Annotated in this window: 41 protein-coding genes and 1 rRNA gene; 41 read left to right on the top strand and 1 reads right to left on the bottom strand. The window is 47.5% G+C overall.

Annotated features, from left to right (window positions below):
- The first annotated feature begins 20 nt into the window (after positions 1–20).
- From tuf to rpsI, 37 genes are all read left to right on the top strand, one after another.
- Positions 21–1,208 (top strand): elongation factor Tu, encoded by a 1,188-nt coding sequence (tuf, locus tag KNQ15_RS12535; RefSeq protein WP_023466627.1) that lies wholly within the window; start codon positions 21–23, stop codon positions 1,206–1,208.
- Between the two features lie 316 nt (positions 1,209–1,524).
- Complete coding sequence (gene rpsJ / locus KNQ15_RS12540; protein WP_029343090.1) at positions 1,525–1,833, top strand: 30S ribosomal protein S10; 309 nt, start codon at positions 1,525–1,527, stop codon at positions 1,831–1,833.
- A gap of 68 nt (positions 1,834–1,901) precedes the next feature.
- The gene (rplC, locus tag KNQ15_RS12545) at positions 1,902–2,528 is read left to right on the top strand and encodes a 50S ribosomal protein L3 (RefSeq protein ID WP_023466629.1); all 627 of its coding nucleotides are present in this window, start codon (positions 1,902–1,904) and stop codon (positions 2,526–2,528) included.
- Positions 2,529–2,557: 29 nt separating this feature from the next.
- Positions 2,558–3,181, top strand: coding sequence for a 50S ribosomal protein L4 (rplD, locus tag KNQ15_RS12550; RefSeq protein ID WP_023466630.1), 624 nt, complete (start codon positions 2,558–2,560; stop codon positions 3,179–3,181).
- Positions 3,181–3,465 carry a 50S ribosomal protein L23 gene (gene rplW, locus KNQ15_RS12555; RefSeq protein ID WP_023466631.1) on the top strand — a complete coding sequence of 95 codons (285 nt, stop codon included), beginning with the start codon at positions 3,181–3,183 and terminating at the stop codon, positions 3,463–3,465. Before rplD ends, rplW begins: the two co-directional genes overlap by 1 nt.
- Before the next feature lie 32 nt (positions 3,466–3,497).
- Positions 3,498–4,328 (top strand): 50S ribosomal protein L2, encoded by an 831-nt coding sequence (rplB, locus tag KNQ15_RS12560; RefSeq protein ID WP_023466632.1) that lies wholly within the window; start codon positions 3,498–3,500, stop codon positions 4,326–4,328.
- A 63-nt stretch (positions 4,329–4,391) separates the two neighbouring features.
- Positions 4,392–4,670, top strand: coding sequence for a 30S ribosomal protein S19 (gene rpsS / locus KNQ15_RS12565; protein ID WP_012369013.1), 279 nt, complete (start codon positions 4,392–4,394; stop codon positions 4,668–4,670).
- A 20-nt stretch (positions 4,671–4,690) separates the two neighbouring features.
- A complete protein-coding gene (gene rplV / locus KNQ15_RS12570; RefSeq protein WP_012369014.1) occupies positions 4,691–5,023 on the top strand; it encodes a 50S ribosomal protein L22 in 333 nt (110 codons plus the stop codon).
- A gap of 12 nt (positions 5,024–5,035) precedes the next feature.
- A complete protein-coding gene (gene rpsC / locus KNQ15_RS12575) occupies positions 5,036–5,692 on the top strand; it encodes a 30S ribosomal protein S3 (protein WP_023466633.1) in 657 nt (218 codons plus the stop codon).
- Positions 5,693–5,725: 33 nt separating this feature from the next.
- Complete coding sequence (rplP, locus tag KNQ15_RS12580; RefSeq protein ID WP_012369016.1) at positions 5,726–6,163, top strand: 50S ribosomal protein L16; 438 nt, start codon at positions 5,726–5,728, stop codon at positions 6,161–6,163.
- Positions 6,150–6,353 (top strand): 50S ribosomal protein L29, encoded by a 204-nt coding sequence (gene rpmC, locus KNQ15_RS12585; protein ID WP_012369017.1) that lies wholly within the window; start codon positions 6,150–6,152, stop codon positions 6,351–6,353. Before rplP ends, rpmC begins: the two co-directional genes overlap by 14 nt.
- 31 nt (positions 6,354–6,384) lie before the next feature.
- Positions 6,385–6,648, top strand: coding sequence for a 30S ribosomal protein S17 (gene rpsQ, locus KNQ15_RS12590; RefSeq protein WP_023466634.1), 264 nt, complete (start codon positions 6,385–6,387; stop codon positions 6,646–6,648).
- Positions 6,649–6,696: 48 nt separating this feature from the next.
- On the top strand, positions 6,697–7,065 hold the full coding sequence (gene rplN, locus KNQ15_RS12595) for a 50S ribosomal protein L14 (RefSeq protein WP_012369019.1): 369 nt from the start codon (positions 6,697–6,699) through the stop codon (positions 7,063–7,065).
- Between the two features lie 34 nt (positions 7,066–7,099).
- A complete protein-coding gene (rplX, locus tag KNQ15_RS12600) occupies positions 7,100–7,411 on the top strand; it encodes a 50S ribosomal protein L24 (RefSeq protein ID WP_012369020.1) in 312 nt (103 codons plus the stop codon).
- Positions 7,412–7,442: 31 nt separating this feature from the next.
- Positions 7,443–7,982, top strand: a complete 540-nt coding sequence (rplE, locus tag KNQ15_RS12605; protein WP_023466635.1) for a 50S ribosomal protein L5 — start codon at positions 7,443–7,445, stop codon at positions 7,980–7,982.
- 14 nt (positions 7,983–7,996) lie between these two features.
- Positions 7,997–8,266: a 30S ribosomal protein S14 gene (rpsN, locus tag KNQ15_RS12610; protein WP_023466636.1), complete on the top strand. Its 270-nt coding sequence runs from the start codon at positions 7,997–7,999 to the stop codon at positions 8,264–8,266.
- Between the two features lie 31 nt (positions 8,267–8,297).
- Positions 8,298–8,696, top strand: a complete 399-nt coding sequence (gene rpsH / locus KNQ15_RS12615) for a 30S ribosomal protein S8 (protein ID WP_012369023.1) — start codon at positions 8,298–8,300, stop codon at positions 8,694–8,696.
- 31 nt (positions 8,697–8,727) lie between these two features.
- A complete protein-coding gene (gene rplF, locus KNQ15_RS12620; RefSeq protein ID WP_029343091.1) occupies positions 8,728–9,264 on the top strand; it encodes a 50S ribosomal protein L6 in 537 nt (178 codons plus the stop codon).
- 37 nt (positions 9,265–9,301) lie between these two features.
- Positions 9,302–9,652 carry a 50S ribosomal protein L18 gene (gene rplR, locus KNQ15_RS12625; RefSeq protein WP_029343092.1) on the top strand — a complete coding sequence of 117 codons (351 nt, stop codon included), beginning with the start codon at positions 9,302–9,304 and terminating at the stop codon, positions 9,650–9,652.
- A gap of 22 nt (positions 9,653–9,674) precedes the next feature.
- Positions 9,675–10,175 carry a 30S ribosomal protein S5 gene (rpsE, locus tag KNQ15_RS12630; protein WP_023466639.1) on the top strand — a complete coding sequence of 167 codons (501 nt, stop codon included), beginning with the start codon at positions 9,675–9,677 and terminating at the stop codon, positions 10,173–10,175.
- Positions 10,176–10,193: 18 nt separating this feature from the next.
- On the top strand, positions 10,194–10,379 hold the full coding sequence (gene rpmD, locus KNQ15_RS12635) for a 50S ribosomal protein L30 (RefSeq protein WP_023466640.1): 186 nt from the start codon (positions 10,194–10,196) through the stop codon (positions 10,377–10,379).
- Between the two features lie 35 nt (positions 10,380–10,414).
- Positions 10,415–10,855, top strand: coding sequence for a 50S ribosomal protein L15 (gene rplO / locus KNQ15_RS12640; protein ID WP_047390602.1), 441 nt, complete (start codon positions 10,415–10,417; stop codon positions 10,853–10,855).
- Entirely contained in the window at positions 10,855–12,144 is a 1,290-nt protein-coding gene (gene secY, locus KNQ15_RS12645) for a preprotein translocase subunit SecY (RefSeq protein WP_023466642.1), read from the top strand. Before rplO ends, secY begins: the two co-directional genes overlap by 1 nt.
- Before the next feature lie 71 nt (positions 12,145–12,215).
- Positions 12,216–12,863, top strand: coding sequence for an adenylate kinase (locus KNQ15_RS12650; RefSeq protein WP_214729706.1), 648 nt, complete (start codon positions 12,216–12,218; stop codon positions 12,861–12,863).
- Positions 12,863–13,615: a type I methionyl aminopeptidase gene (gene map / locus KNQ15_RS12655; RefSeq protein ID WP_214729707.1), complete on the top strand. Its 753-nt coding sequence runs from the start codon at positions 12,863–12,865 to the stop codon at positions 13,613–13,615. Before KNQ15_RS12650 ends, map begins: the two co-directional genes overlap by 1 nt.
- 149 nt (positions 13,616–13,764) lie before the next feature.
- A complete protein-coding gene (gene infA / locus KNQ15_RS12660; RefSeq protein WP_012369032.1) occupies positions 13,765–13,983 on the top strand; it encodes a translation initiation factor IF-1 in 219 nt (72 codons plus the stop codon).
- A gap of 33 nt (positions 13,984–14,016) precedes the next feature.
- Positions 14,017–14,130 carry a 50S ribosomal protein L36 gene (gene rpmJ, locus KNQ15_RS12665; RefSeq protein ID WP_003156543.1) on the top strand — a complete coding sequence of 38 codons (114 nt, stop codon included), beginning with the start codon at positions 14,017–14,019 and terminating at the stop codon, positions 14,128–14,130.
- Between the two features lie 20 nt (positions 14,131–14,150).
- Positions 14,151–14,516, top strand: coding sequence for a 30S ribosomal protein S13 (gene rpsM, locus KNQ15_RS12670; RefSeq protein ID WP_023466646.1), 366 nt, complete (start codon positions 14,151–14,153; stop codon positions 14,514–14,516).
- Positions 14,517–14,532: 16 nt separating this feature from the next.
- Positions 14,533–14,928 (top strand): 30S ribosomal protein S11, encoded by a 396-nt coding sequence (gene rpsK / locus KNQ15_RS12675; RefSeq protein WP_023466647.1) that lies wholly within the window; start codon positions 14,533–14,535, stop codon positions 14,926–14,928.
- A gap of 137 nt (positions 14,929–15,065) precedes the next feature.
- A complete protein-coding gene (locus KNQ15_RS12680; protein WP_023466648.1) occupies positions 15,066–16,010 on the top strand; it encodes a DNA-directed RNA polymerase subunit alpha in 945 nt (314 codons plus the stop codon).
- A gap of 33 nt (positions 16,011–16,043) precedes the next feature.
- A complete protein-coding gene (gene rplQ / locus KNQ15_RS12685; protein ID WP_023466649.1) occupies positions 16,044–16,415 on the top strand; it encodes a 50S ribosomal protein L17 in 372 nt (123 codons plus the stop codon).
- A 98-nt stretch (positions 16,416–16,513) separates the two neighbouring features.
- Positions 16,514–17,344 (top strand): energy-coupling factor ABC transporter ATP-binding protein, encoded by an 831-nt coding sequence (locus KNQ15_RS12690; protein WP_029343095.1) that lies wholly within the window; start codon positions 16,514–16,516, stop codon positions 17,342–17,344.
- Positions 17,332–18,186: an energy-coupling factor transporter ATPase gene (locus KNQ15_RS12695; RefSeq protein ID WP_214729708.1), complete on the top strand. Its 855-nt coding sequence runs from the start codon at positions 17,332–17,334 to the stop codon at positions 18,184–18,186. Before KNQ15_RS12690 ends, KNQ15_RS12695 begins: the two co-directional genes overlap by 13 nt.
- Positions 18,183–18,974 (top strand): energy-coupling factor transporter transmembrane component T family protein, encoded by a 792-nt coding sequence (locus KNQ15_RS12700; RefSeq protein ID WP_064300980.1) that lies wholly within the window; start codon positions 18,183–18,185, stop codon positions 18,972–18,974. Before KNQ15_RS12695 ends, KNQ15_RS12700 begins: the two co-directional genes overlap by 4 nt.
- On the top strand, positions 18,974–19,708 hold the full coding sequence (gene truA / locus KNQ15_RS12705) for a tRNA pseudouridine(38-40) synthase TruA (RefSeq protein ID WP_035399345.1): 735 nt from the start codon (positions 18,974–18,976) through the stop codon (positions 19,706–19,708). Before KNQ15_RS12700 ends, truA begins: the two co-directional genes overlap by 1 nt.
- Before the next feature lie 168 nt (positions 19,709–19,876).
- Positions 19,877–20,314 carry a 50S ribosomal protein L13 gene (rplM, locus tag KNQ15_RS12710; RefSeq protein ID WP_023466654.1) on the top strand — a complete coding sequence of 146 codons (438 nt, stop codon included), beginning with the start codon at positions 19,877–19,879 and terminating at the stop codon, positions 20,312–20,314.
- A gap of 24 nt (positions 20,315–20,338) precedes the next feature.
- Entirely contained in the window at positions 20,339–20,731 is a 393-nt protein-coding gene (gene rpsI / locus KNQ15_RS12715; RefSeq protein ID WP_023466655.1) for a 30S ribosomal protein S9, read from the top strand.
- A 93-nt stretch (positions 20,732–20,824) separates the two neighbouring features.
- Here the strand turns inward: rpsI and KNQ15_RS12720 are convergent, their stop codons facing one another.
- The gene (locus KNQ15_RS12720; protein WP_047390616.1) at positions 20,825–21,112 is read right to left on the bottom strand and encodes a hypothetical protein; all 288 of its coding nucleotides are present in this window, start codon (positions 21,110–21,112) and stop codon (positions 20,825–20,827) included.
- A gap of 96 nt (positions 21,113–21,208) precedes the next feature.
- Here KNQ15_RS12720 and KNQ15_RS12725 point away from each other — a divergent pair, with 96 nt between their 5' ends.
- The 4 genes from KNQ15_RS12725 to KNQ15_RS12740 all read left to right on the top strand — a co-directional run.
- A complete protein-coding gene (locus tag KNQ15_RS12725) occupies positions 21,209–21,859 on the top strand; it encodes a M15 family metallopeptidase (RefSeq protein WP_047390619.1) in 651 nt (216 codons plus the stop codon).
- Positions 21,860–22,003: 144 nt separating this feature from the next.
- Positions 22,004–23,035 carry an Mrp/NBP35 family ATP-binding protein gene (locus KNQ15_RS12730; protein ID WP_214729709.1) on the top strand — a complete coding sequence of 344 codons (1,032 nt, stop codon included), beginning with the start codon at positions 22,004–22,006 and terminating at the stop codon, positions 23,033–23,035.
- A 2-nt stretch (positions 23,036–23,037) separates the two neighbouring features.
- On the top strand, positions 23,038–23,640 hold the full coding sequence (locus tag KNQ15_RS12735; protein ID WP_023466658.1) for a KinB-signaling pathway activation protein: 603 nt from the start codon (positions 23,038–23,040) through the stop codon (positions 23,638–23,640).
- Between the two features lie 343 nt (positions 23,641–23,983).
- A 16S ribosomal RNA gene (locus KNQ15_RS12740) occupies positions 23,984–24,054 on the top strand; the annotation flags it as partial.

The raw sequence follows: 24,054 nt of genomic DNA on the forward strand, positions 1-24,054 counted from the left end.
ACATAGAGGAGGAATTCAGAATGGGTAAGGAAAAATTCGACCGTTCTAAACCGCACGTTAACGTTGGTACAATCGGCCACGTCGACCACGGTAAAACAACTTTAACAGCAGCTATCTCAGCTGTACTTGCAAAAGCACAAGGTAAAGCTGCAACTAAGTTTGACCAAATCGATGGTGCTCCAGAAGAGCGCGAGCGCGGTATCACAATCGCAACAGCTCACATCGAGTACGAAACAGAAAAACGCCACTATGCACACGTTGACTGCCCAGGTCACGCTGACTATGTTAAAAACATGATCACTGGTGCTGCACAAATGGACGGCGCGATCCTCGTTGTTTCTGCAACAGATGGTCCAATGCCACAAACACGTGAGCACATCTTGCTTTCACGTCAAGTAGGTGTTCCTTTCATCGTAGTATTCATGAACAAAGTTGACATGGTTGACGACGAAGAGCTTCTTGAGCTCGTCGAAATGGAAATCCGTGAGCTTCTTTCTGAGTACGACTTCCCAGGTGATGACCTCCCAGTTATCCAAGGTTCTGCTCTTGGCGCGCTTAACGGCGAAGCTAAATGGGAAGAAAAAATCATGGAACTCATGGCAGCTGTCGATGAGTACATCCCAGAACCAACTCGTGACACTGAAAAAGACTTCATGATGCCAGTTGAGGATGTCTTCTCAATCACTGGTCGTGGTACAGTTGCTACTGGCCGCGTTGAGCGTGGAGTTCTTAAAGTCAACGACGAGATCGAAATCGTTGGTCTTCACGAAGAAACTAAAAAATCAGTATGTACTGGTGTAGAGATGTTCCGTAAGCTTCTTGACTATGCTGAAGCTGGCGACAACATCGGTGCTCTTCTCCGTGGTGTATCACGTGACGACATCGAGCGTGGACAAGTTCTCGCGAAACCAAACACAATCACACCACACAAAAAGTTCAAAGCGCAAGTTTACGTTCTTTCTAAAGAAGAGGGTGGCCGTCACACGCCATTCTTCGCGAACTACCGCCCGCAGTTCTACTTCCGTACAACTGACGTAACTGGTATGGTTCAACTTCCAGAAGGTACTGAAATGGTTATGCCTGGGGACAACATCGAAATGACTGTTGAACTCATCGCACCAATCGCTCTTGAAAAAGAAACTCGTTTCTCAATCCGTGAAGGTGGCCGTACAGTAGGCGCTGGATCAGTTACAGAAATCGTTGAGTAATTTTTAAGACAAAGGTCTTCCGTCTCCCGTGGCGGAAGACCTTTTTTCATTTCTTTGAAAACAGTCTTGCAACATGGTCTGACATCTTATATACTGAGGAAAGTGTTTGTGCGAGTGGTGAGAGACTTGAATACATATTCTATTTTATTAGTGCTTGCATTCTTGCTGGTGATTCAGTATGATAGAATATGTTGGTCACAAACACAACGCGATGAAGCGGGAGGTTATGACACACCAGGCGGCATTGCCATGGCTAGTGTGGAAATTTCCGCGGAGAATGTCTATTTACAAAATAGGCGAAAAGGAGGGAAATAACATGGCAAATGAAAAAATTCGGATCCGTTTGAAAGCATACGATCACCGCGTGCTTGATCAATCGGCTGAGAAAATTGTCGACACAGCAAAACGTTCAGGTGCTACTGTATCTGGTCCGATCCCACTCCCAACGGAGAAAGCGGTCTACACAGTACTTCGTGCCGTTCACAAGTACAAAGATGCTCGTGAGCAGTTCGAAATGCGTACACACAAACGTTTGATCGACATCGTTAACCCAACACCGAAAACTGTTGATGCGCTTATGCGTCTCGAACTTCCATCGGGCGTTGACATCGAAATCAAACTTTAATTTTTCTTCTATAGATAGTTGATACTAGCCAGAAGATCAAAATCATTCAATATTAGGAGGTGTATCTCATGGCTAAAGGAATCTTAGGAACTAAACTCGGTATGACACAAATCTTCAACGAGTCAGGCGAAGTCGTCCCTGTTACTGTCGTTTCAGTCGAAGGTAACGTTGTTCTTCAATTAAAAACAACGGAAGTTGACGGTTACGAAGCAGTCCAACTCGGCTTTGGTGATATCAAAGAAGGTCGTCAAAACAAACCGCAAAAAGGTCACGCTGCGAAAGCAAACGCGACACCTAAGCGCTTCATTAAAGAAATCCGTACATCAGTAGCAGATTTCGAAATCGGTCAAGAGATTAAAGCAGATACTTTCGCTGCAGGCGAAATGGTTGATGTAACAGGTACGTCGAAAGGTAAAGGTTTCGCTGGTGCAATCAAGCGTCACAACCAATCACGTGGTCCAATGGCTCACGGTTCGCGTTACCACCGTCGCCCAGGTTCAATGGGTCCTGTTGCTCCTAACCGTGTATTCAAAGGGAAATTGCTCCCTGGACGCATGGGTGGAGAGCAAATCACTGTTCAAAACCTTGAAATCGTAAAAGTTGATGCAGAACGCGGCTTACTCCTCGTCAAGGGTGCTATCCCAGGCGCACGTAAGAGCCAAGTTGTCATCAAAACTGCGGTTAAAGGCAACTAATCCGTTTGCAAGGAAAGGAGGAATAACGAATGCCTAAAGTAGCTTTGCTTAACCAAACAGGTACACAAGTTGGAGACATCGAGCTCGCAGATGCCGTTTTCGGAATCGAGCCAAATGAAGCAGTCGTATACGATGCAATCGTCATGCAACAAGCTTCACGTCGCCAAGGTACACATGATACAAAAGGTCGCTCGGAAGTTCGCGGTGGCGGCCGTAAACCATGGAAACAAAAAGGTACTGGTCGTGCACGCCAAGGTTCGATCCGTTCGCCACAATGGGTTGGCGGTGGAACAGTCTTCGGTCCAACACCACGTTCGTACGCTTACAAACTTCCTAAAAAGGTTCGTCGTCTCGCACTTCGTTCAGCACTTTCTTCGAAAGTCGCTAACAACGAGTTCATCGTTCTTGAAGGATTGACAATCGATGCTCCTAAAACTAAGGACATGATCGCAGTATTCGCTGCTCTTTCAATCGAACGTAAAGTTCTCGTCGTTACTGCTGATTACAACGAGTCAGTCGTTCTTTCAACACGCAACATCCCAGGTGTCACAGTCGTTGACGCTGCAGGTGTAAACGTCCTTGATCTTGTCGCTCATGACAAAGTCATCATTACGAAGGACGCTGTTGCGAGAGTAGAGGAGGTGCTTGCATAATGGCACACACACACGACATTATCAAACGTCCTGTCATTACTGAACGTTCAGTAAACCAAATGGCTGAGAAAAAGTACACATTCGAAGTAGACGTGAAGGCATCTAAGACTCAAATCAAAGATGCAGTTGAAGCGATCTTCGGAGTGAAAGTTGACAAAGTCAACACATTGATCTCAAAACCAAAAGCAAAACGCGTAGGTCGTCACGCTGGTTACACAGCACGCCGCAAAAAAGCGGTCGTCACGCTTACTGCAGATAGCAAAGAACTCGATTACCTCGGTTAATCGGAACTCTGTAGAAAAGGAGGGAACTCTCGATGGGAATTAAAAAGTTTAAACCGACCACTAACGGTCGTCGTAATATGACTGCACTTGACTTTGCTGAGATTACGGCTTCACGTCCTGAAAAATCGTTAACTGAAAAGCTTTCGAAAAAGGGCGGACGTAACAACCAAGGTCGCTTGACAGTACGTCACCAAGGTGGCGGACACAAACGTAAATATCGTATCATCGACTTCAAACGGAACAAGGATGGCATCGCTGGTCGTGTCGCTACAATTGAGTACGATCCAAACCGCTCTGCTAACATCGCATTGATCCACTACATCGATGGTGAAAAACGCTACATCCTCGCACCGAAAGGCTTGAAAGTAGACATGCAAGTCATGGCTGGACCAGAAGCTGACATTAAAGTCGGTAATGCTCTTCCACTTTCAAACATCCCAGTCGGTACGTTGATCCACAACATCGAACTTAAGCCAGGTAAAGGTGGTCAGCTCGTTCGCGCAGCTGGTACTTCTGCTCAGCTTCTCGGTAAAGATGGTAAATACGCGATCGTTCGTCTTCAATCAGGCGAAACTCGTATGATCCTTGCTACTTGCCGTGCAACAGTCGGCGCTGTCGGTAATGAAGAGCACGAGCTCGTCAATATCGGTAAAGCTGGTCGTTCACGCTGGCTCGGAAAACGTCCTACAGTTCGTGGTTCTGTCATGAACCCAGTCGATCACCCACACGGTGGTGGTGAAGGACGTGCTCCAATCGGTCGTTCGGGCCCACTTACTCCTTGGGGTAAACCGGCACTCGGATACAAAACTCGTAAGAAAAACAAAGCGAGCGATAAATATATCGTCCGTCGTTCTAAAAAATAATTACATGATTTCTGGACGGTTCGTAGGAACCGTTCCTGAATCATGCCAAAGGGAGGTACAACTATGGGTCGCAGCTTGAAAAAAGGTCCATTCGCAGATCACCATCTGCTCGCTAAGGTTGATAAAGCCAACGAAGCTGGTGACAAACATGTCATCAAAACTTGGTCACGCCGCTCGACAATCTTCCCAGAGTTCATCGGTCACACGATCGCTGTCTACGATGGTCGTAAACACGTACCGGTTTACGTGACAGAAGATATGGTCGGTCACAAACTTGGTGAATTCGCTCCAACACGTTCTTACAAAGGACATGCTGGAAACGATAAGAAAACGAAACGTTAATCTGAGGGGAGGTACTCATTATGCAATCAAAAGCATCGGCTAATATGGTTCGCATTGCTCCTCGTAAGGCACGTCTCGTAGTAGACTTAATCCGCGGGAAGCAAATCGGCGAAGCACTTTCGATTCTTGCTTACACGAACAAGGCAGCAACGCCAATCGTTGAGAAAGTATTGAAATCGGCAATCGCGAACGCTGAGCACAACTTCGACATGAACATCGAAAACCTCGTAGTCACTGAGGCTTACGTAAACGAAGGTCCAACGCTCAAACGTTTCCGCCCACGTGCAATGGGTCGCGCAAGCCGCATCAACAAACGTACGAGCCACGTTCACATCGTGGTATCTGAAAAATAAGGAGGGATTACCGTGGGTCAGAAGATTAACCCAACTGGTCTTCGCGTAGGTATCATCAAAGACTGGGAATCACGTTGGTTCGCAGATAAAGACTATGCTGATCTCCTTCATGAAGACTACGTAGTTCGTGAATATATCGAAAAACGTCTTAAAGACGCTAGTGTCTCTAAAGTAGAAATCGAGCGCGCAGCTAACCGCTTGAACATCTCACTTCACACTGCTAAGCCTGGTATGGTTATCGGTAAAGGCGGTTCTGAAATCGAAACACTTCGTAAAGACATCACTAACCTTGCAAAAGGCAAACGCGTTCACGTTAACGTCGTTGAAGTGAAAAACCCGGATGCAGTTGCTAAGCTCGTCGCTGAGAACATCGCTCGCCAACTTGAAGGTCGCGTATCGTTCCGTCGTGCTATGAAGCAATCAATCCAACGCTCAATGCGTTCTGGTATCAAAGGAATCAAGACTGAAGTTTCTGGTCGTCTTGGTGGCGCTGATATCGCTCGTTCTGAGAAGTATTCGGAAGGAACAGTTCCACTTCATACACTCCGTGCAGACATCGATTACGGTACTGCAGAAGCTGATACAACTTACGGCAAAATTGGCGTAAAAGTATGGCTCCACCACGGTGAAGTGCTTCCTACGAAAAAAGCAGCAGCAAACGAAGAATAATCCACATCCGTCTAGGGAAGGAGGCAACACAACATGTTGTTACCAAAACGTGTAAAATATCGTCGTGTTCACCGCGGCAACATGCGTGGTAAAGCGAAACGTGGTACTACAGTACACTTCGGCGAGTTCGGTATCCAAGCTCAAGAAGCTAGCTGGATCACTAGCCGTCAAATCGAATCAGCGCGTATCGCGATGACTCGTTATATGAAACGTGGTGGTAAAGTGTGGATCAAGATCTTCCCACACAAGCCATACACTAAAAAACCTCTTGAAGTCCGAATGGGTTCAGGTAAAGGTGCTCCGGAGGGCTGGGTAGCAGTCGTCAAACCGGGTAAAGTAATGTTCGAAATCGCAGGAGTATCGGAAGAGATCGCACGCGAAGCTCTCCGTCTTGCATCACACAAACTTCCAGTAAAATGTAAGTTCGTAAAACGTGAAGAAAATGGTGGTGATACGAATGAAAGCAACTGATCTCCGTCAGCAAACAACTGAAGAGCTTAACGGTAAAGTCGGTTCGTGGAAAGAAGAGTTGTTCAACCTTCGTTTCCAACTCGCGACTGGTCAGCTTGAGAACCCTGCTCGTATCCGTGAAGTGCGCAAGTCGATTGCACGCGCGAAAACCGTTCTTCGTGAACGCGAACTCGGCATCAACAACGCATAATTCACTCGGATTCTGAGAGGAGGAACACTCAATGGAACGCACTAACAACCGCAAAGTGTTAACTGGACGCGTCGTTTCTGACAAAATGGACAAAACGATCGTAGTTACAGTTGAAACAAAAGTAAAGCACAAGCTTTACGGCAAACGCGTAAACTACTCTAAAAAGTACAAAGCGCATGATGAAAACAACACAGCTAAAATCGGTGATGTTGTACGCATTCAAGAAACACGTCCATTATCTAAGGACAAACGTTTCCGTCTCGTAGAAGTCATTGAAGAAGCAGTAATCATCTAAACTCTAATTAGTTCGGGTGAATAAACATCCGGAGGGAGGTACAATCGTATGATTCAACAAGAATCTCGCTTAAAAGTAGCAGACAACTCAGGAGCTCGTGAAGTCTTGACGATCAAAGTCCTCGGTGGTTCTGGTCGTAAAACTGCTAACATTGGTGACGTTATTGTTTGTACAGTAAAACAAGCAACACCAGGTGGCGTTGTCAAAAAAGGTGAAGTTGTACGCGCAGTAGTCGTTCGTACTAAACGTGGCGTTCGTCGTAAAGACGGTTCGTACATCCGTTTTGACGAAAACGCAGCAGTCATCATCAAAGATGACAAAAGCCCACGTGGCACACGTATCTTCGGACCAGTCGCACGCGAACTTCGTGAAAAAGACTTCATGAAGATCGTCTCGTTGGCACCGGAAGTACTTTAATTCCAAAGAATTCCTACAAGGAGGTGCTCTAACGATGCATGTCAAAAAAGGTGATAAAGTTCAGGTTATGACTGGTAAAGACAAAGGCAAACAAGGCGTTGTCCTTACAGCTATGCCTAAAAAAGATCGCGTAATCGTCGAAGGCGTTAACATGATCAAAAAACACTCAAAACCTTCTCAACTCAACCCGCAAGGCGGAATTGTCGAGAAAGAAGCACCGATTCACGTATCGAACGTTATGCTCATCGACCCTAAGACAGGTAACCCAACACGCGTTGGTTTCACTGTGGTTGACGGCAAGAAAGTACGTATCGCTAAAAAATCGGGCGAAGCTTTAGATAAATAAGAAGATTTAAAGAAAGGAGGTCCACTTTCTGATGAACCGTTTAAAAGCTAAATACCAAGACGAAATCGTCAAAGTAATGATGGAGAAATTCAATTACAGTTCTGTAATGCAAGCGCCGAAAGTCGATAAAATCGTAATCAACATGGGTGTTGGTGACGCTGTTACGAACTCTAAGGCACTTGACATGGCAGTTGAAGAGCTTCAGCTCCTCACTGGTCAGAAGCCACTCATCACGAAAGCTAAGAAATCAATCGCTGGTTTCAAACTTCGTGAAGGTATGCCAATCGGTGCGAAGGTTACACTTCGTGGCGAGCGCATGTACGAATTCCTCGACAAGTTGATCAACGTGTCACTTCCACGTGTACGTGACTTCCGTGGCGTATCGAAAAAATCTTTCGATGGCCGTGGTAACTACACGCTAGGCGTGAAGGAACAATTGATCTTCCCAGAGATCGACTACGATCGCGTATCGAAAGTCCGTGGTATGGACATCGTTATCGTAACTACTGCTAACACGGATGAAGAGTCACGTGAGCTTCTCACAGCACTCGGCATGCCATTCCAAAAATAAGGGAGGTCGACAACATGGCTAAGAAATCAATGATCGCACGTGAAGTAAAACGTCAAGCACTCGTTGAGCGCTACGCTGAAAAACGCGCAGAATTGAAAGCACAAGGCGACTACATCGGCTTGAGCAAACTCCCACGTAACTCTTCAGCGGTTCGTTTACACAACCGTTGTAGTATCACTGGCCGTCCACACGGTTACATTGGTAAATTCGGTATCAGCCGTATTAAGTTCCGTGATCTTGCTCATAAAGGTCAAATCCCTGGTGTTAAAAAAGCAAGCTGGTAATTCATTAAAGTTGTGAAAGGAGGTACATCGCATGGTTATGACAGATCCGATTGCAGATATGCTTACACGCATTCGTAATGCAAACATGGTTCGCCATGAGAAGTTGGAAATGCCAGCTTCTACAATCAAACGTGAAGTCGCTGAAATCCTCAAACGTGAAGGTTTCATCCGCGATGTTGAATATCTCGAGGACAGCAAACAAGGTACGCTCCGCGTATTCCTTAAATACGGCGCAAGCAACGAGCGCGTCATCACTGGACTCAAACGTATCTCGAAACCAGGTCTTCGCGTTTACGCGAAAGCTGATGAAATCCCGAAAGTACTCGGTGGTCTCGGAATCGCTATCGTTTCAACATCTAAAGGTGTAATGACTGACAAAGAAGCTCGCCAACAAAAAGTCGGCGGCGAAGTGATCGCATACATCTGGTAATACACGCATAAAAAGAACGGAGGTGTCTTAAATGTCACGTATTGGTAAAAAGCCAGTCGTCATCCCAGCAGGCGTTACAGTAACAGTTGAAAACAACACGGTTACGGTAAAAGGTCCTAAAGGGGAACTCACACGCGAGTTCAGCCCAGCTATGGCGATCAACGTAGAAGGTAATGAATTGACTGTCACTCGTCCGAACGACGAGAAAGCAAGCCGTACGATCCACGGAACGACTCGTGCGCTTATCGCGAACATGGTCGAAGGTGTAAACAACGGTTTCGCTAAGACACTCGATATCCAAGGTGTTGGTTACCGTGCACAAAAGCAAGGTAACAAAATCGTACTCAACCTCGGTTACTCACACCCAATCGAGTACACTCCGGAACAAGGCATCGAAGTCGAAGTTCCTACGAATACGCAACTCATCGTTCGCGGAATCAGCAAAGAACGTGTTGGTCACGTCGCTGCATTGATCCGTTCGTACCGTCAGCCTGAGCCATACAAAGGTAAAGGTATTCGTTACAGTGATGAAGTCGTTCGTCGTAAAGAAGGTAAAACAGGTAAGTAATTCGCAAATGCGAATTGACCGGAAAGGAGTGGCATAAATGATCTCAAAGGCAGATAAAAACGCTACGCGTAAAAAACGTCATGGTCGTGTCCGTCGTACAATCATCGGGACTGCAACACGTCCACGTATGAACGTATTCCGTTCGAACAAGAACATTTACGTACAAGTCATTGACGATGCAACACATGCAACACTCGCATCTGCATCATCACTCGACCTTGAAAAAGGCAACACGACTGACGCTGCAACAGCAGTTGGTAAGCTTGCAGCTGAGCGCGCTCTTGAAAAGGGTATTGAAACAGTCGTTTTCGACCGTGGAGGATATCTCTATCATGGACGTATCAAAGCTGTAGCTGAAGCAGCTCGTGAAGCTGGTCTCAAATTCTAATAGAAAAGGAGGGAACCTCTACATGCGCCAGTTAGAAATTAACATGGATCAACTCGAAGAACGCGTTGTTACCGTAAACCGCGTCGCGAAAGTAGTAAAAGGTGGCCGTCGCTTCCGTTTTGCTGCACTCGTCGTCGTTGGTGACAAGAATGGTCACGTAGGTTTCGGTACGGGTAAAGCTCAGGAAGTGCCTGAAGCGATCCGTAAAGCAATCGAAGATGCTAAGAAAAACATGGTTAACGTTCCAATCGTTAACACAACAATTCCACACGAAGTCAACGGTGTATTCGGTGCAGGTCACGTCTTCTTGAAGCCTGCTTCTGAAGGTACTGGAGTCATCGCTGGTGGTCCAGTTCGTGCGGTTCTCGAATTAGCGGGAATCAACGACATTCTTTCAAAATCACTTGGATCAAGCACTCCAATCAACATGGTTCGTGCGACTGTCGAAGGTCTCACATCACTCAAACGTGCTGAAGAAGTTGCGAAACTCCGCGGTAAAACCGTCGAAGAACTTCGCGGTTAAGAAAGGGAGGGAAAACAGATGGCGAAACTCGCAGTTACCCTCACACGCAGCATGATCGGTCGTCCGGAGAACCAACGCGTTACTACTCGTACGCTTGGTCTCCGTAAGATGCACCAGACTGTTGTCGTACCTGACAACGCTGCTATGCGTGGGATGATTAACCACGTGTCACACTTAGTGACAGTAAAAGAAATTCAAGAGTAATAGTTCGATATAATTTTATGAGGAGGTGCCCCACTATGAAACTCCATGAATTGAAACCAGCTGCTGGTTCACGTTCAGAACGCAACCGTGTAGGTCGCGGTATGTCTTCTGGTAACGGTAAGACTTCTGGCCGTGGTCACAAAGGTCAAAAAGCTCGTTCAGGCGGTGGTGTTCGTCCAGGTTTCGAAGGTGGACAAAACCCACTTTACCGTCGTTTACCAAAACGCGGCTTCAACAACCCAACTCGTAAAGAGTTCGCGGTCATTAACCTTGACACACTCAACCGTTTTGAAGAAGGAACTGAAATCACTCCAGAACTTCTTGTCGAGACTCGTACAGTCAAAGGCATGAAAGACGGCGTTAAGATCCTTTCTAACGGTAAGATCGAAAAGAAACTAACAGTTAAAGCTCATAAGTTCTCCGAAGCTGCGAAGCAAGCGATCGAAGCTGCCGGCGGTACGGTTGAGGTGATCTAATGTTTCAAGCGATCTCCAATATGTGGCGCGTAGCTGACATTCGTCGGCGCATTCTCTTTACCTTGGCATTGGTCATCGTGTTCCGGATCGGAGCACATATCCCGGTGCCGATGGTAAACACGGAAGTGTTCAAGATCGACCAGAATGGTATTCTTGGTTTCTTGAACTCGTTCGGTGGGAATGCTTTGCAGAATTTCTCACTCTTTGCGATGGGAATCATGCCGTATATCACGGCCTCGATCGTTGTCCAACTCTTACAGATGGACGTTGTTCCAAAGTTTGCCGAATGGGCAAAACAAGGAGAGGCGGGCCGTAAGAAGTTAGCAACGGTAACGCGCTATGGAACGATCGTACTCGGCTTAGTCCAAGCGTTTGGAATCGCGCTTGGATTTAACCGTATCTACCCAGGTCTTGTCGACGAACAGTTCGGCACCTGGACATACGTTATGATTGCACTCGTATTGACAGCGGGAACAGCATTCTTGATGTTCATCGGTGAACTCATCACGGAGAAGGGCATTGGTAACGGGATATCAATGATCATCTTCGCCGGGATCGTCGCGGGCTTCCCGAATGCATTCCGCCAGATTTACGAAACGAAGCTCCAAAATGCAGGGGATGCTTTGTTTGTAAACGTGCTTTATATCGTACTCTTGCTTTTAATCATTATCGCGGTCATCGTCGGAGTCATCTACGTCCAGCAAGCTGCACGTAAGATTCCGATTCAGTACGCTAAGCGTACGGTGAACCGGACACCAGTTGGCGGTCAATCGGCACACTTGCCGATCAAATTGAACGCTGCCGGTGTTATTCCAGTCATCTTCGCGGTGTCGTTCATGGTGACGCCACCAACGATTGCGAGTTTCTTTGCAAGTCCGGAAACGGCAACGAAGATCCGTGACATCTTCGACTACACGAGTCCAATCGGTATGTCGATCTATGTGGCACTGATCATCGCGTTCTCGTACTTCTACACATTTGTTCAGGTGAACCCGGAACAAATGGCAGAGAACCTTCAAAAACAAGGCGGATACATTCCTGGTATTCGTCCTGGTAAGCAAACGGAGCAGTACATCACGAAGATTCTATACCGTCTGACATTCTTCGGTTCACTCTTCCTCGCTGTCATCGCGGTGACGCCGACATTCTTTATTAAGTTTGCTGGCTTACCGAACTCGGTGCAGATTGGTGGAACGAGCTTGTTGATCGTCATCGGTGTAGGACTAGAGACGATGAAACAGATTGAAAGCCAATTGGTTAAACGACACTACAAAGGCTTTATCCGATAAGGCGGGAGGAAGGGGACCATCCCTTTCCTTTCTGTTGTGTCTATAGAGCTATAGAAGTGGAGGCTACCGACATGAATCTAGTATTGATGGGTTTGCCGGGTGCTGGTAAAGGAACGCAGGCTGCGAAAATCATCGAAGACTATGCGATCCCCCATATCTCGACAGGCGACATGTTCCGCGCGGCGATCAAAGATTCAACGCCACTCGGACAAGAAGCGAAATCATACATGGATAAAGGGGAACTCGTTCCGGACGAAGTCACAATCGGCATCGTACGTGAGCGTCTCGCCAAAGAAGACTGTGCAAATGGTTTTCTCCTTGACGGTTTCCCACGCACAGCGAAACAAGCAGATGCTCTTGAAGCATTACTTGAAGATCTGGGCAAACAAATTGATCACGTCATCCACATCGGTGTAGACCCGGAGAAACTTGTCCCTCGTTTGACAGGTCGCCGGATTTGCCCAACTTGCGGAGCAACGTATCATGTTCTCTATAACCCACCAAAAGTGGAGGGGATCTGTGATATCGACGGATCAGCACTTGTACAACGTGAAGATGACCAAGAGGAGACAGTACGTCGTCGCTTGGAAGTCAACGTCGCTCAAGCGCAACCTTTGATTGACTTTTACGCAGAAAAAGGGTATCTTCGTAATTTGGACGGTGATCGTCCAATCAACGATGTATATTCCGATGTTCAGGCACTCCTTGGTGATCAGTAATGATCATCACGAAAGCGCCGCGTGAAATCGACATCATGCGTAAAGCAGGACAAATCGTCGCCCGGACGCATAAGGAGCTTCAAGCTCACATTCGCCCAGGTATCACGACGGGGCAACTCGACGCGATCGCTGAACGCTATATTCGATGTCAAGGGGCAACACCATCGTTTAAAGGGTATAATGGTTTCACGGGTAGCATCTGTGCTTCCGTGAACGAAGAGCTTGTCCATGGTATTCCGGGAGATCGTGTACTTCAGGACGGTGACATCATCTCGATTGACATCGGAGCAGAGTACAATGGGTATCACGGAGATTCAGCCTGGACATATCCGGTAGGTACAATCTCTGAAGAGACGAAGCGGTTACTTGACGTAACTGAAGAATCTCTGTATAAAGGATTGGAGCGCGCCAAAGCTGGCGTGCACCTGACAGATATTTCGCATGCGATTCAGTCACATGTTGAAGCAGCGAATTTTTCTGTAGTCCGCGAATATGTGGGCCACGGCGTGGGACAAAATTTGCATGAAGATCCGCAAATTCCACATTATGGACCACCGGGGAAAGGGCCGCGCCTGAAAACCGGCATGACACTGGCAATTGAGCCAATGGTCAACGTCGGGAAACGCTATGTTCGCACACTATCCGACAATTGGACGGTAGTGACGGTGGACGGTAGCATGTGCGCCCACTTTGAGCACACCATCGCCATCACAGACGACGGCTACGAGATCTTAACGGTCGATGCAGAGTGAGCTGTGCGCGTTATTGGTGTCACCTTTCTATAAGCCAGTATCCACTCGTGTTTGTGACCGATGATCTCTCAATGGCTCTTGTAGAAAGCCCCTAGCGCTACAAATCGTCTGGGCTCCCAATCAACTTTATAGAGAAAGGGGTATAATTGATGGCGAAACAAGATGTAATCGAAGTGGAAGGTACGGTTATCGAGCCGCTTCCAAACGCGATGTTTAAGGTGGAGTTAGAAAACGGCCACACGGTCCTCGCGCACGTCTCAGGAAAAATTCGGATGCACTTCATTCGGATCTTGCCAGGAGATAAAGTAACGGTTGAGTTGTCACCATACGACTTGACTCGCGGACGGATCACATACCGTTTCAAATAAAAACTCCGATTTTTTCAGGAGGAGGTATTCACAATGAAAGTAAGACCTTCGGTTAAACCGATCTGTGAAAAATGTAAAGTTATCCGCCGTAAAGGCAAAGTAATGGTTATTTGCGAAAACCCTAAGCATAAACAAAAACAAGGGTAATTAAACAAGGAGGTGCACACATGGCACGTATTGCTGGTGTAGATATTCCACGTGAGAAACGCATCGTCATCTCACTCACTTACATCTATGGTGTTGGTAAAACGACTGCTCAAAAAGTCTTGAAAGAAACTGGTATCTCTGAAGATACTCGTACTCGCGACTTGACTGAGGAACAATTGAACCAACTTCGTGATGGTTTAGACAAAATCAAAGTTGAGGGTGACCTTCGTCGTGAAATCTCACTCAACATCAAACGTTTGATCGAAATCGGTTGCTACCGTGGTGTTCGTCACCGTCGTGGTCTTCCAGTTCGTGGTCAAAACACTAAAAACAACTCGCGTACTCGTAAAGGCCCACGCCGTACAGTAGCGAACAAGAAGAAGTAAGGGAGGGTAAACTAAGATGGCAAAACGCAAACAGAACGTTCGTAGTAAACGTAAAGTCAAAAAGAATATTGAATCTGGTATCGTGCATATCCGTTCAACATTCAACAACACGATCGTTACGATCACTGATATGCAAGGGAATGCAATCTCTTGGGCAACTGCAGGTAACATGGGCTTCAAAGGCTCACGTAAATCGACTCCTTTCGCTGCACAAATGGCATCTGAAACAGCTGCTAAAACAGCAATGGATAACGGTATGCGTACTGTAGAAGTTAACGTTAAAGGTCCTGGTGCAGGTCGTGAAGCAGCTATCCGTGCTCTTCAAGCAATCGGTCTCGAAGTCACTGCAATCCGTGACGTTACTCCAGTACCACACAACGGTTGCCGCCCTCCAAAACGTCGTCGCGTGTAACCCGTCTTGTACTGCAGAGCGGGGATTCGAGTAGACTTTTGTTGATCGTTTGACCAAGCAAGGCAGTAGAAACGTACACAAGGCGGTTGGCGATTGAACGCGATGGCCAACATGACGATATTCAAGGAGGGGTTCAGATGATCGAAATCGAAAAACCGAAGATTGAAACGATCGAGTTAAGCGAGAACGCTACGTTTGGTAAATTCGTAGTTGAGCCGCTTGAGCGTGGATTCGGTACAACGCTTGGTAACTCATTGCGTCGTATCCTATTGTCTTCACTTCCGGGTGCTGCAGTCACTGCAGTCCAAATCGATGGCGTTCTTCATGAGTTCTCGACGATTGATGGCGTTGTAGAAGACGTTACCCAAATCATCTTGAACCTTAAGAAACTCGCCCTCAAAGTGTACTCGGAAGAAGAGAAAACGCTTGAGATCGATATTCAAGGCGCTGGTGTTGTCACTGCTGCGAACATTACGCATGACAGCGACGTCGAAATCCTCAACCCAGAACTTCACATTGCAACGCTTGCAGAAGGTGCATCACTTCATATGCGTCTAACAGCACGCCGTGGTCGTGGATATGTTCAGGCTGAAGATAACAAACGGGACGATATGCCAATCGGTGTAATCCCAATCGACTCGATTTACACGCCAATTCAACGTGTAAATTATCAAGTTGAAAAAACACGTGTCGGTCAAGATGCGAGCTTCGATAAGTTGACGCTTGATGTTTGGACGGACGGTTCAATCCGCCCTGAAGAAGCAGTGTCACTCGGTGCGAAAATCATGACAGAACACTTAAACATCTTTGTTGGTCTTACGGACGAAGCGCTCCATGCTGAAATCATGGTCGAAAAGGAAGAAGATCAAAAAGAAAAAGTACTCGAAATGACGATCGAAGAACTCGATCTCTCAGTTCGTTCGTACAACTGTTTGAAACGCGCTGGTATCAACACGGTTCAAGAACTCGCGAACAAGAGCGAAGACGAGATGATGAAAGTCCGTAACCTCGGACGTAAATCACTCGAGGAAGTTCAAGCGAAACTCGACGAACTCGGACTAGGCTTGCGCAAAGAAGACTAATACTATTAATTGCACGAAGGAGGGAATCCATCCATGGCATACTCGAAATTAGGCCGTACAAGCTCACAACGTAAGGCACTTTTGCGTGACCTTGCGACTGATCTCATCATCAATGAGCGTATCCAAACTACAGAACAAAAAGCGAAGGAACTTCGTCCAGTCGTAGAGAAACTCATCACTTTAGGTAAACGCGGTGATCTCCACGCTCGTCGTCAAGTTGCATCGTTCGTTCGCCGTGAAGCTGCTGGTCAAAACGCAGAGGGCAAAGCACAAGACGCGATCCAAAAATTATTCGCTGATGTGGCTCCACGTTTTGCTGAGCGTCAAGGTGGTTACACACGCATCATGAAAATGGGACCACGTCGTGGTGACGGCGCAGAAATGGTCATCATCGAACTCGTTTAATCCTCATTAAATGATTCGCCATAAAAGGGCAGTGCGTATCCCGCTTCTGCCCTTTTGCTACAAAATGAAAGTATTGATTTGATGAAGGAGGAGAGATCATGGACAAGCTGATTGAACTGGAACAGGTCACCTATCGGTATCCGGAACAGGAGCAAGCAGCCCTACACGAGGTCTCTCTGACGATTCGTTCAGGTGAATGGGTCGCCATCGTTGGTCACAACGGCTCTGGAAAATCAACGCTGACGAAATTGTTTAATGGATTGTTGTTACCGGAGACAGGGACCGTTACGGTTGCTGAGCGCTTTTCAAGTGCGAATCCGGAGCAACTGTGGGAGATGCGCCGAGCAATCGGCATCGTCTTCCAAAATCCAGATAATCAATTCGTTGGCACGACCGTGCGCGACGACGTGGCATTTGCTCTAGAAAACTGGGGTGTGCCACGCGAGGAAATGGTTCGTCGTATCGACGACAGTCTAGCGCGCGTTGGCCTTACGGATTTTGTTGATCGGGAACCCCATCAACTATCCGGCGGACAGAAGCAGCGTGTCGCAATCGCTTCGGCGCTTGCGATGCGCCCTGATGTTCTCGTGCTCGATGAAGCTACATCGATGCTTGATCCATTAGCACGACAAGAGGTCATGTCGACCGTTCAGGAACTCCATGCGACTCACCCAATGGCGGTCATCGCGATTACACACGAATTAGACGAAGTATTACGGGCTAGTCGTGTCATCGTCATGGATGCCGGGAAAATCGTATTAGAAGGATCCCCTCAGGAAGTCTTTCGTCATGCATCGTTCTTAGAAGACATCGGACTCGATGTTCCATTCGTTGTTCGGGTACAAGAACGTTTACGGGCGCAAGGTCTCTCACTCGAGGAGACGATACTAGATGAAAGAGAATTGGTGAACCGTTTATGCCAATCTTAATCCAGGAATTAAATTATACGTATCAACTCAATAGTCCGTTCGAACGAGTCGCGCTACGTGATGTGAATCTTGAGATTCCGTCAGGGGCGCTTGTTGCGTTTGTAGGGCATACCGGATCCGGGAAATCGACGCTCGTGCAGCACATCAATGGGTTGCTCAAGCCGACAGCGGGGAAGGTACAAGTCGATGACATCATCGTCGAACCGAAGAAAAAACAGGACCTCAAGCCATTAAGACGTCGCGTCGGGCTTGTTTTTCAATATCCGGAATATCAATTGTTCGAAGAGACGGTCTTAAAGGATGTCATGTTCGGTCCGATGAACTTCGGTCATGATGCCGCGATGGCTGAGCAATTAGCGAAAGAGGCATTACGGACTGTCGGACTCGATGAAGTTTTTTGGAGTCGTTCGCCGTTTGACCTGTCTGGTGGGCAAATGAGGCGTGTTGCAATTGCCGGCGTACTCGCTAGTCAACCAGACGTGTTGATCGTCGATGAGCCGACGGCAGGACTCGATCCGCAAGGGCGCAAGCATATGCTGAGTCTGTTTGCCCGGCTCCATGCTGAAACCGGTATGACGTTGCTCCTGATCACGCACGACATGGATCAGGTGCTTGAGTATGCTGAGCGTGTGATCGTCATGGAAGATGCCCAGGTGGCGTTTGACGGGCTACCGCTTGATCTGTTTAAAGAAGGGACATTGCTCGAGCAATTCCACCTCGATCTCCCGCACGTCCTATCGCTTGCTTGGCAAGTCGCTGATCGGCGTGGATTGCAACGACCGGAGATCCGGACGGAGACCGAATTGATCGAGTGGTTGATGACGAAAGGGGTGAGCGAATGATCGTCGGACAACATATTCCCGGTCAGTCGTACTTGCATCGGTCGTCGGCACTTGCGAAGATCATCTTTGCTTTCTGCTTCATTCCGCTCGTCTTTCTCGCAAACAATGCAGCAACGAACATCTTTTTACTTGTCTTTACGTTCTTAGCACTCATGAGTAGTCGGTTACCACTTCGGTATGTTCTAAAAGGACTGCGACCGATTCTTTTCCTGATCGTCTTTACGTTCGTCATCCAGCTGTTCTTCACGCGCGAAGGGTCTGTCCTCTTTGAGTTCGGCTGGCTTCGGATCTACGAAGAAGGACTGCGACTCGCGATCATCGTCTCATTACGTTTCTTCTATCTTGTCTCGATCACGACACTCGTCACGCTGACGACCTCACCGATCGAATTGACAGATGCGATTGAGTTGTTATTAAAGCCGTTCAAGGTCGTCCGTGTTCCAACGCATGAGATCGCCTTAATGTTATCGATCTCACTTCGGTTCTTACCAACCTTAGCGGAGGAGACGGAGAAAATCATGAAGGCACAGCAAGCACGTGGTGTTGATTTATCGGCAGGACCGATCAAGGAACGTTTACGGGCGATCATTCCGTTATTGATTCCGTTGTTCATCTCCGCCTTTAAGCGGGCAGAGGATCTTGCGACAGCAATGGAAGCGCGGGGATACCGTGGAGGAGAGGGACGGACACGCTTACGGGAGTCCAAGTGGACGATGCGGGATACAGGTCTGATGATCCTACTCGTCCTCCTAACGATCAGTTTAGTAGGATTGCGAGGGATCGGTTAATGCGTCGTTTAAAATGTACGATTCAGTATGACGGAACCGGCTACGCCGGATATCAGGTGCAACCAAACGGATTGACGATTCAAGAAGTAATTGAAACGACGCTTGCGCGGATGCACAAACATCCCGTCAAGATCATCGGGTCGGGACGGACGGATGCGAGGGTGCATGCCTACGGGCAAGTCATTCATTTTGATACGGAACTAGCGATTCCACCGGAGAACGTCGTCAAGGCACTGAATACGCTCTTACCAGCGGATATTCGTGTCCGGAGCTGCGAGGAGGTCGAACCGACCTTTGAAGCGCGTTACGATGTCGTGGGGAAGGAATACCGCTATTTCGTCCGCCGCGAAGAAAATGCGTTTCGTCGGAATCTATCGGTTCATATTCCGTATCCGCTCGATCTCGAGCGCATCCGTCAAGGGATGGCACATCTCGTCGGCACGCACGATTTCAGTTCGTTCTGTGTCGCGAAGACGGAAACGGATAACCGGGTCCGGACGATTTACGAGGCAGAGTTGATGACAGTCGGTGACGAACTCGTCTTTCGGTTCCAGGGCAGTGGGTTTCTCTATAATCAAATCCGGATCATGGTCGGGACGTTACTTGACGTCGGACGCGGTCGTTTTGCACCAGAGGACATTAAAAAAATGTTACTGGCAAAGGACCGGAACGTCGCAGGCGTGACAGCGCCTCCCCATGGACTCTATCTATGGGAAGTTTTCTATCCGGAGTGAAAAAAGGCAATTGACATTGGCTATTAAAAAACATACAATGTTTATTGGCATTTCATTTATTATGAAACCACAATCTTAGCCCCGTACACCTAAGATTATGATAGATTCACCTAGTGAATAAATGAAAAATCAAAAACAGAACTTTTAATTCCTTAGGAGGTATTTTACATGCGCACAACTTTCATGGCGAAAGCTACTGATGTAGAACGCAAATGGCTCCTTATCGACGCTGAAGGTAAAACACTCGGTCGCCTTGCGAGCGAAGTTTCATCACTTCTCCGTGGTAAGCACAAGCCTACGTTCACACCACACGTTGACTGTGGGGATAACGTTATCCTCATCAACGTTGAGAAAATCGTTTTAACTGGTAACAAACTCGACAAAAAAGTCTACTACCGTCACTCTGGTCATCCAGGCGGCTTAAAGCAGACTGTTGCACGCGATATGCTTGCTAACAAACCTGAGCGCATGCTTGAACTCGCGATCAAAGGGATGCTTCCAAAAGGTAGCCTCGGTCGTCAAATGTTCAACAAACTCCACGTCTACGCTGGAGCTGCACACAAGCACGAAGCACAACAACCAGAAGTTTACGAACTTCGCGGTTAATACGAATTTAGGAGGAACTACACGATGGCAGATGTACGTTACTACGGCACTGGTCGCCGGAAACACGCGGCAGCGCGCGTTTTCCTCGTTGCTGGAGACGGTAAAGTCACAGTTAACGGTCGCGATATCAGCGAATACTTCGGTTATGAGACATTGATCATGACTGCAAAAGAACCACTCGTAATCACAGAAACAGAAGGCAAGTACGATGTAATCGTAACGGTCAAAGGCGGCGGCTTCACTGGTCAAGCAGGCGCTATCCGTCACGGTATCTCACGTGCTCTTCTTCAAGCGGATCCAGAATTCCGCGGCGCACTCAAAGCGAAAGGCTTCTTGACTCGTGATGCTCGTATGAAAGAGCGTAAAAAATACGGTCTTAAAGCAGCTCGTCGTGCACCACAATTCTCGAAACGTTAATTCTTTTCGAATCCCTCTCACCCTTGTGGTGGGAGGTTTTTTTATGCACTAAAAAACCGCTCTCCTGACGAAGTGTCAGAACAGCGATTCAAGTCAAGTCGACGGAGTGGAGCGTAATCGGTGCAATATCGTCAGAAGAACGTAGAGGATGACGATCGTCAGCGGGATGCTCCAAACAAAGAGAGATTGTATGAATTGGGTAGGTGTATGTGCCGTCGCTTGACCGACACGTCCTGTAAAAGCGGTTTCTTCACTTAAGACGGTTGCATTGTCCGGTAACTTCGTCTCGGTAGCGACAGTCGGTTGCAGCGTCAGATACAGGACGAAGCTAAGATGTAAGAGACAGGTGACGCCAAGTGTCCAAATGATGCGTTTTTTCATAGGATGCTCCTTTTGATATGAGTTAAAATCATTCTGCATTCCATAAGTATAGCGGATTTTGTTTTCGGGAACAGGAGACAAAGGGAGTGAGCATAGATGGCATTATCGATCAGCTGGTTACTCGAGCGAGCGAATCGGAAGTTGAATGCTTCGGGACTTTCGCGAGAAGTCGCCAAACGGACGCAAGAGGTCATTCGGGAGATGCATGCGCAAGGGATTTATGTAGGCGTCGCACAAGGGTACCGATCCATTGCAGAACAGAATCGGTTGTACGCACAGGGACGGACACTACCGGGACCAATTGTAACGAATGCACGTGGGGGACAATCCAATCATAATCGCGGAATTGCCGTCGACCTCTTTCAATATTCCAAAGACGGTACACAAGCGCTGTTTCGAAACGACCAAAGCTTTCAAAAGATTGTTGCTGCGATGAAACGACGTGGCTTTTCTTGGGGTGGGGACTGGACGAGCTTTAAGGATTATCCACACTTTGAATTACTAGGAGTGTCTGAAGAAACGCCGAATCACTCTCGTGCGATCGTTCCGTATCCAGGTCGTCCGTTGTATCAAGGTGCAGCCAATATGAATCCGCGGGATATCGAACGAATTCAGCGTGCAGTCAAAGCAACCGTGACTCGGCGCTTTGATGCAGAGACGGCTCAGAAGGTGCGCGCCTATCAAACACGTCAAGGACTTGATGTCGATGGTGTCGTGGGTCCTAGTACATGGAACCGAATGTTCTAAAACGAGCGAATGATCGAGTGAAATGATGAAAACCGACACTGGACATGGAAAAGTCATCCTTTCCGGTGTCGAAATGTGCAAGCGCTCTCTTATTTTTGTTATACTAATAAGGATTAAATCGAACGTTTTCAGGGGGAAGGCACTATGTTGAATGAACAAGAAATTCGCGAGGTAGTCGGAACGCTCGTCGATCCGACGATTGACCGCCCGCTTGCAGATACGAACGGCATTCGTGACGTCCGGATTAAAGGTGATTATGTCAGTCTGAAAATCGCTTTAGCTCAATCTGGTTCTGGGGAGCAACTCGTGCTCCAACAGCAAATCGTCAAGGAACTAAAAGAAAAAGGATTCAAGACGGTTGGACTCCGTTTTGAGGCACTTGGTGATCATGGGATTCAAGCAGCGATGACACCGTCGATCCTCAAACCAGAATCGGGTACGACGTTCATCGCGATCGCTTCCGGTAAAGGGGGCGTCGGGAAATCGACGGTTTCCGTTAACTTAGCAGTCGCCCTCGCACGAGCAGGGAAGAAAGTCGGGTTGATCGACGCCGATATCTACGGCTTTAGTGTTCCAGACATGATGGGAATCGAAACACGTCCGACTGTCGTTAACGACCGAATCGTTCCACCAGAACGCTTTGGCGTCAAAGTCATCTCGATGGGCTTCTTCGTTGAAGATAATGCACCCGTCATCTGGCGGGGACCAATGCTCGGGAAGATGCTGAACAACTTCTTCGCGGACGTCGAATGGGGCGATCTCGATTACTTGTTGCTTGATCTTCCGCCGGGAACAGGGGATGTTGCGCTCGATATTCATTCGATGCTCCCAAGTTGTCAGGAAGTCATCGTCACGACACCTCACGCGACAGCGGCTTTTGTTGCAGCACGAGCAGGAGCAATGGCGATCAAGACGAACCACCGTCTCCTCGGTATCGTCGAGAACATGGCATACTTTGAAAGCAAAGTGACAGGTGAAAAAGAATATGTCTTCGGCAGTGGTGGCGGAGAGAGGTTGTCAGAAGCGTTAAAAACCGATATTCTAGCTAAGATTCCACTTGGACAACCATATGCGAATGATGCGGACTTCGCCCCATCGATCTATCGCGATGATCATCCATTTGAGACGTACTATAATGAACTCGCCACGCGTGTCATCGAAAAAGTAGAGGGATAAGAATGAAGATTAAAGGATTTTTGAAGCTGTTTTGGATGACGCTCCTAATCGGAACGCTCGCCGGCTTCGTGTTTAACTTGGTAGCAGAACCTGGATATATCCGAAATCAATCGATTAGCGGATATGTGACGGCTCTCTCCTACAGTAGTACGTGGACAGCCATCAGTTTGATGGGATTCTTCTCGTACTTGATCTTACATCGCGTCGGACTCGATTTATTCCGAGGCGCAAAGCTTTGGAATCGTGTCCAGATCGTCTTGATCGCATTTGCGCTATTTGATGGTGTCTATCTACGCGGATTAGCATACGGCTTTGATAAAACGAGCCTTTATATTGGTGAGATGGTCGTCTTGCTTTTAATTGCATTCTTAGTCGCGCGGACGAAAGCACGGGAAACGAACTTTACAGCGTTCATTCCAACCTTGTTCCTCATGACAGTCATCACGTTGATCGAATGGGTACCTGCTTTGCAGGCAACACAAGATAAACGGATGTTATGGGCGGCGCTTGCGACACTTTTAATCTGTAATGCGTATCAGATTCTAATGCTGCATCGCTTGCAAGAAAAGCCGGCTTCTCAAGGACAATCACAAAAACAGGCGTAACGAAAAAGACCCGCGAACGGGTAGTGTTTTACCGGTTCAAGCGGGTCTATCTTTTTTCTAAAGTTTTTTTAGAAAAACAGTTGACGAAAAAAACAAGAGTTGATATATTAATACATGTCGCTGAGGCACACGCCAAACGCGAGCGTCACAGACGAAAAAAACTTCAAAAAAGTAATTGACATCACATATTACTTTACTGTAAGATTTAAAAGTCGTCAAATGACATATTGGACTTTGAAAACTGAACGATGAGGCAAAAATCGTATTCTACGGAATACAAAAATGAATGAAGCGCAAGCTTCGTCAATCGTGACTTCGGTCACACAACGAGCAAGTCAAACACTTCATGGAGAGTTTGATCCTGGCTCAGGACGAACGCTGGCGGCGTGCCTAATACATGCAAGTCGAGCGCAG

Source organism: Exiguobacterium sp. s168, assembly GCF_018619035.1.
GTDB classification, from domain to species: domain Bacteria; phylum Bacillota; class Bacilli; order Exiguobacteriales; family Exiguobacteriaceae; genus Exiguobacterium_A; species Exiguobacterium_A acetylicum.